Source organism: Actinomadura darangshiensis, assembly GCF_004349235.1.
GTDB lineage: Bacteria > Actinomycetota > Actinomycetes > Streptosporangiales > Streptosporangiaceae > Spirillospora > Spirillospora darangshiensis.
The window spans coordinates 21,199-30,762 of the sequence record NZ_SMKY01000088.1; the positions used below are offsets into that span (position 1 = coordinate 21,199).

Genomic DNA, 9,564 nt, shown 5'->3' on the forward strand with positions numbered 1-9,564 from the left:
CCGTGCTGTCCATGACGAGTGCGGCGGGCGGGCCGGGGACCGGATCGCGGCGGGACCCCGGCCGCCGCCGCGCCCTGCTGGAGGCCGCCGACCGGGTCATCCAGCGGGAGGGGCCGGAGGCGTCGATGGCCGCCATCGCGGCCGAGGCGGGGATCAGCAAGCCGATCCTGTACCGGCACTTCGGCGACAAGAGCGGCCTCTACCAGGCGCTGGCCGAGCGGCACACGCGCCGGCTGATCGAGGGCATCCGGGAGGAGTTCTCCCGCGGCGACCCGATCCGCGACCGCACCCGGTCCACCATCGACACCTACCTGGCGACGATCTCCAAGAACCTCAACCTCTACCGGTTCCTCATGCACCGGGCCAGCGCCGAGGACACCGCCACGCACAGCGCGATGAGCACGATGATCCGGGACGTGAGCCGGGAGCTGGCCGAGGTGATGATCGCCGAGGGCGAGATGACGGACCGGACCCGCGCCTACGTGTGGGGGCACGCGATCGTCGGCATGGTGCAGACGGCGGGCGACTGGTGGCTCGACCACGCCGGGGACGTGCCGCGGGAGGCCGTCGTGGACGGCCTCGTCGACCTCGTCCTCGGCGGGCTGCCCGCCGCCGCGTCCGATGCCCGAGCCGCCCAGGACTAGCCCGGCGCCGTGGTGCCGGCGGAGTCGGCGAAGTGGCAGGCGACCGACTGGGGCAGGCCGTCCCGCGGCACCGGCTCCGGCACCTTCCGCTCGCAGACCTCGGCGGCCATGTAGCAGCGGGTCCGGAAACGGCAGCCGGTGGGCGGCGCGGTCGGTGACGGTACTTCCCCGCGCAGCACGATCTCTTGCACGCCGTCGTCCGGGCGGTCGCGGACGGACGGCGCCGCCGACAGCAGCGCCCGCGTGTACGGGTGCTGGGGGTCGCCGAACACGTCGGCCGCGGGGCCGTGCTCGACGATCGTCCCGAGGTACATGACGGCGACGTCGTGCGCGATGTGCCGGACGACGTCCAGGTCGTGGGAGATGAACAGGTACGCCACCCCCAGCTCCGACTGCAGGTCGCCCAGCAGGTTCAGGATCTGGGCGCGGATCGACACGTCCAGCGCCGACACCGCCTCGTCGCACACGATCAGCTTCGGCCGCGGTGCGAGGGCGCGGGCGATGCTGACGCGCTGGCACTGGCCGCCCGACAGCTCGTGCAGGTGCCGGGCGCCGTGCTCGGCCCGGAGCCCGACGAGGCCGAGGAGCCGCGCGACCTCCGCGTCCTCCTGGTCGCGGGGCACGATCCCGGGATGGACGCGCCAGCCCTCGGCGATGACCGCGGCGACGGTCATCCTCGGGTTCAGCGAGGTGTAGGGGTCCTGGAACACCATCTGGAGGTCGCGGCTCATCCTTCGCCGCCGCCGGGCCGGGACGGACGCCAGGTCGGCGCCCGCGAACTCGATCGACCCGGCGAACGCGGGCCGCAGCCCCACGATGGCCCGGGCGAGGGTCGACTTCCCGCAGCCCGACTCGCCCACGATGCCGAGCGTCCGCCCGGCCCGCACGGCGAGGTCGATCCCCGCCACGACGGGCACGCGCCGCCGCCCGAACCCGTACCGGCCGGGCCGCTCGTAGCCGGCCTCCAGTCCGCTGACCTTCAGCACGACCTCTGTCTCCTGCGCGGTGGCCGTCATCGGGGCTCCTCGGTTTCACGAGAGGCGGTGACCTCGTCGGCGTGGTGGCAGGCGACGGCGCGGTCGCCGTCCTCGGCGAGGGGCGGGTCCTCGTCGCGGCACACGTCCGTCGCGAACGGGCAGCGGGGGTGGAACGCGCAGCCGCCGGGCGGGCGCCGCGGGTCCGGCGGGACGCCCTTGATCGGCTTGAGGCGCCCGCCGTCCCGCGCGTCCGGCATGGCCTCCAGCAGGCCGAGCGTGTACGGGTGGGAGGGACGCGTGTAGACGTCGTCCAGCGGGCCCCGCTCGACGATCCGCCCCGCGTACATGACCGCGACGTCCTGCGCGACCCGCGCGACCACGCCGAGGTCGTGCGAGACCAGCAGCGTCGCGAGGTCGGCCTCCTGCTGCCGCCGGGCGAGCAGCCGCAGGATCTGCGCCTGGACGGTCACGTCCAGCGCGGTCGTCGGCTCGTCGGCGAGCAGGACGGACGGGCCGAGCGCCAGCGCCATCGCGATGACGGCCCGCTGCCGCATCCCGCCGGAGAACTCGTGCGGATGGTCGCCGTAGCGGGACTCGGCGTCGGCGATGCCGACCTCGCGCATCAGCGCGACCGCCCGCTCCCGCGCCTCGCGGCGGCGAAGGCGCAGGCGCCGCCGGAACGGCTCGGCGATCTGCCGCCCGACGGCGAAGCCGGGGTTCAGCGCCGCCATCGGATCCTGGAAGATCATCGCGACCCGGTCGCCGCGCGCCTCCCGCCACCGCCGCGCGGAGAACCCTCCGGTGTCGGCGCCGTCCAGGACGACGCTGCCGGAGGTGACCTCGGCGCCGGGCGGCAGCAGCCCGATCAGCGCGAGCGATGTCAGGCTCTTGCCGCTGCCGGACTCGCCGACCAGGGCGAGGACCCGGCCGCGCCGCAGCCGCAGGCCGACGCCCCGCACGACGGGGGTGACGTCCCGGCCCGACCGGAATCCGATGTGGACGTCGCGCAGTTCGGCGGCCACGTCCCCGGGGGCCGGGGGCTGCGCGGGGTGGACGGCTGAAACGGTCATGTGCGCCTCTCTGGAACGTGCGCCATCAGAGCTGGGCCCGCGGGTCGGCCAGGTCCCGGAACGCGTCGCCGACGATGCCGACGGCGGTGACGACGGCGGCCAGCGCGATCGCCGGCATGGTGGAGATCCACCAGGCGGACCCGAGGTAGTCGCGGCCCGCCGAGACCGTCGCGCCCCACGACGCCTGGTCCGGCGGGATGCCGAGGCCGAGGAAGCTCAGCGACGCCTCCGCCACCATCACCAGGCCGATCTGCACGGTCGCGGCGACCAGCAGCGGCTGCCAGCAGGACGGCAGCACGTGCCGGAACAGGATCCGGGCGCTGCCCGCGCCGAGGACCCGCGCCGAGTCGACGAACTCCAGGTCCCGGGTCGCGAGCGCGGACGCCCGCACCACCCGCGCGAAGATCACCCAGCGGGTCACCGCGAGGGTGATGACGATGTTGGTGACGCTCGGGCCGAGCACGCCGGCGATCAGGATGGCCAGCAGGATCGACGGGAACGCCAGCTGCATGTCCCCGAAGCGCGACAGCACGGTGTCGGCCCAGCCGCCGAAGTAGCCGGACACGAGCCCCACCACCAGGCCGGCGGCGCCGCCGATCAGCACGGTGGCCGTGCCGACCAGCAGCGACACGCGGCTGCCGGCGAGCAGCGTCGTCAGCATGTCCCGCCCGACCTGGTCGGTGCCGAGCCAGGCGACCGACCCGTCCCCGAGCCGGGACCCGGGCGGCAGCAGCCGGTGCGGCAGGTCCGTCGCGACCGGGTCGTAGGGCATCAGCAGCGGCCCGAGCACGGCCGCGAGGACGAACACGCCGACGATCCCGATCCCCGCCCACGCCCGCGCGGGCAGCCTCCTGCGCCGCCGGACCTCGGGTGCAGTGATCGCAACAGGAGCGATGGCACTCATGCTTCCTCCTTGTGGGGGACGATCCCCCACGCCCCCTGGTTCGCTTCGCTCATGCCGACTCCGGAGTCAGTCTGGGATCGAGGGCGACGCACAGGACGTCGACCAGGAGGTTCAGCGCGATGTACGACACCGTGATCGTGACGATCGCGGCCTCGACGACCGCGTAGTCGCGGTTGGTGATCGCGTCGACCATCAGCGAGCCGATGCCCGGCCAGGAGAAGACGACCTCGACGATGACGGCGTTGGCGATGAAGTTGCCCATCAGCAGCCCGAGGACGGTGACGACGGGCAGCGCGATGTTGCGCGCCACGTGCACGTACATCACCGCGCCCTCGCCGGTGCCCTTGGCGCGGGCCGTCCGGACGTAGTCCTTGCCGGTCTCCTCCAGCGCCCCGTTCCGGACGAGCCGGGCCAGCCAGCCGACGAACGGCAGCGCCAGCGTCACCGACGGGAGGATCACCGCCGCCGGGCCGCCGCCCGTGGTGCTCGGCAGCCAGTTCAGCTGCCGGGCGAACAGCAGGATGAGCACGATGCCCAGCCAGAACGACGGCACCGCCTGGCCGATCAGGGAGCCCGTCGAGACGAGCAGGTCCAGGATCTTGCCGGGGCGCCGCGCGCACAGCATGCCCAGCGGGTAGCCGACCGCGAGGGTGATGAGCAGGGCGAGCGCGGCCAGCGCCAGGGTGGCGGGGAACCGGTCGAGGGTGGCGCCCATCGCGCCGCCGCCGAGCCGCCACGAGTCGCCGAAGTCGCCGTGCAGCACCTCGCCCATGTGCGTGAGGTACTGCTGCCACAGCGGCTTGTCGAGCCCGAAGTCGGCGCGGACGGAGTCGAGCTGCGCGGCGCTCGCGTCCGGGCCGAGGATCAGCGTCGCGGGGTCGCCGGGGACCACCCGGACGACGACGAACACCAGCGTGATGGCGCCCCAGGCCACGACGAGCGCCTGGCCGGCGCGCTTGAGCAGGAACCGTCCCATCAGCGGCCTCCCACCATGGTGGAGGTGCGGACGACGAGCTCCGCCGGCAGCAGCGTCCGCTGCGGCGAGCCCGCCTCGGACTCGCCCGACATCCGTTCCAGGAGCCGGTCCACCGCCATGGCGCCGACCTCGGTGGCCGGCAGCCGGACGGTGGTGAGCGGCGGCGCGAGGTAGGCGGCGAACGCGTGGTCGCCGTGCCCGGCGACGCGGACGTCCCCGGGGACGCTCAGCCCGTGCTCGGTGAACGCCCGGTACACGCCGAGCGCGAAGTAGTCGTTGCCCGCCAGGACCGCGGCGCCCGGCCCGATGCGCGCGGCGAGGTCCCGCCCGATCTCGTAGGAGTCGACCGGGTCCCACGGCTGCGAGCTGGCCTCGCGGCGCCGCGTCGGCACCTTGACCATGTGGTCGTCGCGGACCGTGACGCCCTGCTCGTCCAGCACCGCCCGGAACCCCCGGACGCGCTCGGCGACCGGCGAGATGTCCAGGTCCTCCTCGACGAGGTACAGCTCGCGGGCGCCCCCGGCCAGGAGGTGCTCGGTGGCCTGCCGGGCGCTGTCGTAGTAGTCGACGCCGACGAGGTCGGTCTCCAGCCCGGGGAGGCCGCGGTTGAGCAGGACGACGGGCGTCCCCGACTTGCGGAGCCGCTCCCAGTGGTCGAACCCGTGCTGGACGGGCACGGCGAGGACGCCGTCCACGCCCCAGCGCATCAGCTCGTCCACGACGCGCCGCTCGTTGTCCACGCTGTCCTCGGTGACCATCAGCATCAGCGCGTACCCGTGCACCCGCCCGCGCTCCTCGATCGCGCTGATCAGCCGGGCGTAGAACGGGTTGGACGGGTTGGTGATCACGAGGCCGAGCGTCATCGCGTTGCCCTGCACCAGGGACCGCGCCATCGTGTTCGGCACGTACCCGAGCCGCTCCGCCTCGGCCCGGACCCGCTCGCGGGTCTCGGGGCTCACCGCGTCCTTGCCGGCGAGGGCGCGGGACACGGTGTTGACCGACAGGTCGAGCGCGGCGGCGATGTCGCGCAGGGTGGCCCTGCGGCGCGGCGTCATCTCGTGCTCCGCGGTGTCATGGGGTCCTCCTGACCGTGGACAGGTCGGGCTGGTTGTTCGCGGCGGCGGTGAACCCGGTGAGGGCGGACCGCAGGCCGTAAGCGGTGGTGAGCGTGGCCGGGAAGACGCCGACCGCGTCGTCCCAGATCGTCTTGCACGCCTGCGCGTACAGCTCCTCGCGGTGCTTCGGGTCGGCGGACTGCCCCGCCTCGGCGAGCACCTTGTCCAGCCCAGGGTTCTTGTAGCCCATCCGGTCGGCCTTGGACGTGTAGAGCCGCCCGAGCGTGAACGCGGCGTCGCCCGTGGTCACGGTGTTGGTCTGCAGCTCCATGTCCCAGTCGAGGGTGTTGAGGCGCTGCAGCCACTGGGCCTTCTCGATGCTCTGCGGGGCGACCTTGACGCCGATCCCGTCCCACGCCGAGATCATCGACTGGGCCAGCTCGCGGGCCAGCGGGCCGGTCGCGTCGAACCACATCATCGTGGTCTCGAAGCCGCCGCCGAGCCCCGCGTCCCGCAGCGCCCTGCGGGCCGCGTCCGGATCGTGCGGGTACGGCGGCTGCTCGGCGTACCCGAACACGGTCGAGGGGATCGGCGCCCGCATCCGCTCGGCGCCCGCGCCGAACAGCTTCCCGACGATCTCCTCCATGTCGAGGGCCTGCACCATCGCCCGCCGGACGCGCGGGTCGGTGAACGGCTTGCGCCCGCAGTTGAACCACGCCAGGTAGTACGTCCAGCTCGGCACCGTCTCGACCTTGACGCCGCGCTGCCCCTTCACCTCGCCGAGCTGGTCGGACGGGACGGGCCACAGCAGGTCGACGTCGCCGTTGCGCAGCGCCGTGATCGCGCTGGACGTCTCGGCGATGAACGGCATCGAGATGCCCGGCAGCCCGGCCCGGCCGCCCCAGTACCCGTCGAACCGGGCCAGCTCCACGCTCGTCGACGGCGTGAACCCGGTGACGCGGAACGGCCCCGAGCCGACCGGGCGGCGCTTCTGCGCGGGGTCGGCGACGAGCCGGGCGGGGACGATGAACAGCAGCGTGAGGTTCACCGGCAGCGTGCCCTGCGGCCCGTCCGTCACGAACACGACCCGGTGGTCGCCGTCCGCGCGCGCCGACTTCACCGCCGCCCACAGCGCGGACTGCGCCGACTTCACCGCCTTGGTCCGCTCCACGCAGGCGACGACGTCCCGCGCGGTCAGCGGGCTCCCGTCGTGGAAGCGGACGCCGGGCCGCAGCTCGAACACCCACGTGGTGTCGTTCGTCCGCCTCCACGACGTCGCGAGGCCGGGGACGAGCTTCTCGCCCTCGTACCGGACGAGCGTGTCGAACACCAGCCGCTTCACGATCAGCGACGCCTCGTCCACCGCCGTCCCCGCGTTGTAGGGGTCCAGGTCGGTGACCGGCTGCCCGAACGCGGCGCGCAGCGACCCGTCCGGCGCGGCCCCGGCGCCGCCCGCCGCGCCGCAGCCGCCCACGGCGACCGCCGACGCGGCCAGGCCGGCCAGCGCGAGGAACTCGCGCCTGCGCACGTCCATGACGGCTCCTCCTCTCAGCTCTTCAGCGCGAGGTAGATCATCACCTTCGCCGCCGCCTCGGCCCCGGCGTCCGGGCCGCCCTCGACGGTGCCCTTCAGCCGCAGCCAGCCGCCGAACCCCGACGACTCCCAGCTGGCCAGGTCGCCGGCCACCTCCCGCTCGGCGTCGAGGTCGCACCAGTGCAGCCCGTCGGGGGAGACCTGCGTGGTCACCCGCATCCGGGTGCCGGTCCCGGTCCGCTCCAGCGTCCGGACGAACCAGCGCGCCTCGGCGGCCCACGCCGCCTCGTAGGGCTCCGTCGCGAACTCGCCCGCCAGGGTGCGGTTGCGTTCCAGGACGGCCGTGAACGACTCGCGCATGCTGCCGGGGCTCCTCACCAGTCCACCGAGATCAGTACAGAGTCCAGGTACAGGAAGTTGCGCACGTCGGTGTGCGTCCTGACCGAGACGTAGAAGTTGAGCAGGTTCTGCAGTGAGCCGTACTCCTCGTCGTAGGGCGGGACGGGCACGTCCCGCATGTCGTGGACGGTGTCGTTCACCTGGAGCTCGACGTTGGACCGCGTGCTCGTGTCGATCACCCACCGCACGTAGTGCCAGTTCACCTTGGTCGGGACCTCGTTGTAGCAGAGTTCCTGCGGCCCGCCGAACGGCTTCCAGTCGCCGGGGTCGGGGGCGGTGAAGTCGGCCGTCGGCGGCAGCTTGATCTTGCCCTCGAAGTGCTCGCGCGGCGTCGGCTCCGGCACCGTCGGGTACACCCACTCGCGCCGCAGCCCGTTCTCCACGTCGGTGTTCAGGTACCGCGCGACGCAGTGGTAGCGGACGCCGTCGCAGATGTCGGTCGCGATCGTGAACGCGCCGAACTGCTGCTCGGACGGGTGCAGGTTCGCGTCCCACGGGCCCGCGCCCGCCTTGCCGGCCGCCTGGTTCTCCTCCGACGCCGCCTCCGTCTTGAAGGTCAGGTACGCCTCGAACTGGACGCGGCCCCGGCCGGCCATCGTCAGCCGGCGGATCGCGACGCCGGTGTGCCCGGCGAGCGGGCGGGTGGCGACCTTCAGCGCGTACGTCCCGGACATCGCGCCGTGCGTGCCGACGTCGAAGAAGTTGCACGAGCTGAGCTGCGGCGGCCGGAAGTCGCGCATGTGGTCGTCGACGGTGTCGAGGTTCCCGTGCCCGTCGTAGTTGCCGAGCAGCTCGATCCAGCCGTGCGTGCCGGTGTTGAAGTCGTCGTGGACGAGGATCCGGTCGAGCGGGTTGAAGCGGGACAGGGCGGGGTCGGCCCGGCGGAGTTCCGCGGCCAGGGACCGCTCGCTCGCGGGTTCGGTCATCGAGTGGGCTCCTGAATCCTGACGGTGGCGTGCACCATGTTGTGGTCGGACCGCAGCAGGTCGCGCGGCTCGCCGGCCTGCGCGGCGGTCTGCGGGACGAGCGTCCACTGCAGGACGCGCGTCCCGTTCCGGACGAAGATGTGGTCGATCTTGTCCGGGGACTCGGGCAGCGGGATCTCGCCGCCGTTGAACGAGGCGTACTCCTCGTTCGCCCGCCGGTTCGCGGGCGCGGACTCGAACGAGTCGGCGTAGCCCGCGTCGGCGAACGCGTCGTAGGCGCTGTGGCCGTCCTCCTTGGACGCGGAGTTCATGTCGCCGGCGAACACGATCGGCAGCCGCCGCGTGGAGGGGTTGTCGCGGGTGAGGTACCGGGCGGTCCGGGTGGCGTCGAGGTAGCGGACCTCGTCCCAGTTCTTGGTCCAGCCGTTCGGGTCGGTCGCGCCGTTCTTGCGGTACTCCAGGTGCATGTCGACGACCACGAACCGCATCCCGGTGCGCAGGTCGCGCAGGGTGTTCCAGGTCATCGTCTTGCCGTAGATCTCGGTGGAGTCCGGCAGCCAGAGCAGGTCGTGGGGGAGGGGCCTTCCGCGCTCGTCCAGGTGGGAGAAGCGGCGTGCGTCGTAGTAGGTGAACCGGCCGGCGCCCGACTTCAGCGGGTAGCCCTCCTGCGGGTGCCTCGTCCCGGCGTAGTCGGCCGGGGCCTCCTGGTAGCCGCGGGCCCGCATCGCCTTCGTCAGCGGTGCCCGGAACGACTCCACGTCGACGCCGGGCTGCGTCGGCGTCGCGTTGTTGCCGATCTCCTGGGTGACGACCACTCCGGCTCTCGCCCGGACGACGTCGTCGGCGACGCGTGCCGCGCGCCCGTCCGCCCAGGGGGCCAGCTTGGTCGCGCAGTCGCGCCCGATCGTGTCGACGCATTCCTGCTCGGTCGGCAGGCAGCCGTGCCCGCAGGTGTTGTACGTCGCGATCCGCAGGTCGAGCTCGCGGTGGGGACGCGCATTCTGCGCGGCCTGCGCGCTCGCGGCGGGGACGAGCAGGGCCGCGGCGGCGAGGGCGGCGGTCAGGGTCCGGAGGGCGGGA

10 protein-coding genes are annotated in these 9,564 nt (G+C 73.2%); 1 reads left to right on the forward strand and 9 read right to left on the reverse strand.

Annotation, left to right across the window (positions count from 1 at the left end; translation table 11 throughout):
* The first annotated feature begins 11 nt into the window (after positions 1-11).
* Positions 12-644, forward strand: a complete 633-nt coding sequence (locus E1293_RS20220; RefSeq protein ID WP_132198996.1) for a TetR family transcriptional regulator — start codon at positions 12-14, stop codon at positions 642-644.
* Here E1293_RS20220 and E1293_RS20225 read toward each other — a convergent pair.
* The 9 genes from E1293_RS20225 to E1293_RS20265 all read right to left on the reverse strand — a co-directional run.
* Positions 641-1,660 carry an ABC transporter ATP-binding protein gene (locus E1293_RS20225; RefSeq protein WP_132198997.1) on the reverse strand — a complete coding sequence of 340 codons (1,020 nt, stop codon included), beginning with the start codon at positions 1,658-1,660 and terminating at the stop codon, positions 641-643. The genes E1293_RS20220 and E1293_RS20225 overlap by 4 nt on opposite strands.
* A complete protein-coding gene (locus E1293_RS20230) occupies positions 1,657-2,691 on the reverse strand; it encodes an ABC transporter ATP-binding protein (RefSeq protein WP_132198998.1) in 1,035 nt (344 codons plus the stop codon). The genes E1293_RS20225 and E1293_RS20230 overlap by 4 nt, the downstream gene beginning before the upstream one ends.
* Before the next feature lie 25 nt (positions 2,692-2,716).
* The gene (locus tag E1293_RS20235) at positions 2,717-3,595 is read right to left on the reverse strand and encodes an ABC transporter permease (RefSeq protein WP_132198999.1); all 879 of its coding nucleotides are present in this window, start codon (positions 3,593-3,595) and stop codon (positions 2,717-2,719) included.
* A 49-nt stretch (positions 3,596-3,644) separates the two neighbouring features.
* Positions 3,645-4,571, reverse strand: coding sequence for an ABC transporter permease (locus tag E1293_RS20240; RefSeq protein WP_132199000.1), 927 nt, complete (start codon positions 4,569-4,571; stop codon positions 3,645-3,647).
* Entirely contained in the window at positions 4,571-5,626 is a 1,056-nt protein-coding gene (locus E1293_RS20245; RefSeq protein ID WP_132199001.1) for a LacI family DNA-binding transcriptional regulator, read from the reverse strand. Before E1293_RS20245 ends, E1293_RS20240 begins: the two co-directional genes overlap by 1 nt.
* 16 nt (positions 5,627-5,642) lie before the next feature.
* Positions 5,643-7,160, reverse strand: coding sequence for an ABC transporter substrate-binding protein (locus E1293_RS20250; protein ID WP_132199002.1), 1,518 nt, complete (start codon positions 7,158-7,160; stop codon positions 5,643-5,645).
* A gap of 14 nt (positions 7,161-7,174) precedes the next feature.
* Positions 7,175-7,519, reverse strand: a complete 345-nt coding sequence (locus E1293_RS20255; protein ID WP_132199003.1) for a hypothetical protein — start codon at positions 7,517-7,519, stop codon at positions 7,175-7,177.
* Positions 7,520-7,533: 14 nt separating this feature from the next.
* Positions 7,534-8,484: a DUF6772 family protein gene (locus E1293_RS20260; protein ID WP_132199004.1), complete on the reverse strand. Its 951-nt coding sequence runs from the start codon at positions 8,482-8,484 to the stop codon at positions 7,534-7,536.
* Positions 8,481-9,564, reverse strand: a 1,084-nt coding sequence (locus E1293_RS20265; protein WP_207938968.1) for an exonuclease/endonuclease/phosphatase family protein, incomplete at its 5' end; no start/stop codon positions are given. The genes E1293_RS20265 and E1293_RS20260, both read right to left, overlap by 4 nt.

Coding starts and splice junctions, on each gene's coding strand:
- E1293_RS20220 (WP_132198996.1), top strand. CDS start 12: ATGACGAGTGCGGCGGGCGGGCCGGGGACCGGATCGCGGCGGGACCCC.
- E1293_RS20225 (WP_132198997.1), bottom strand. CDS start 1,660: ATGACGGCCACCGCGCAGGAGACAGAGGTCGTGCTGAAGGTCAGCGGA.
- E1293_RS20230 (WP_132198998.1), bottom strand. CDS start 2,691: ATGACCGTTTCAGCCGTCCACCCCGCGCAGCCCCCGGCCCCCGGGGAC.
- E1293_RS20235 (WP_132198999.1), bottom strand. CDS start 3,595: ATGAGTGCCATCGCTCCTGTTGCGATCACTGCACCCGAGGTCCGGCGG.
- E1293_RS20240 (WP_132199000.1), bottom strand. CDS start 4,571: ATGGGACGGTTCCTGCTCAAGCGCGCCGGCCAGGCGCTCGTCGTGGCC.
- E1293_RS20245 (WP_132199001.1), bottom strand. CDS start 5,626: ATGACGCCGCGCCGCAGGGCCACCCTGCGCGACATCGCCGCCGCGCTC.
- E1293_RS20250 (WP_132199002.1), bottom strand. CDS start 7,160: ATGGACGTGCGCAGGCGCGAGTTCCTCGCGCTGGCCGGCCTGGCCGCG.
- E1293_RS20255 (WP_132199003.1), bottom strand. CDS start 7,519: ATGCGCGAGTCGTTCACGGCCGTCCTGGAACGCAACCGCACCCTGGCG.
- E1293_RS20260 (WP_132199004.1), bottom strand. CDS start 8,484: ATGACCGAACCCGCGAGCGAGCGGTCCCTGGCCGCGGAACTCCGCCGG.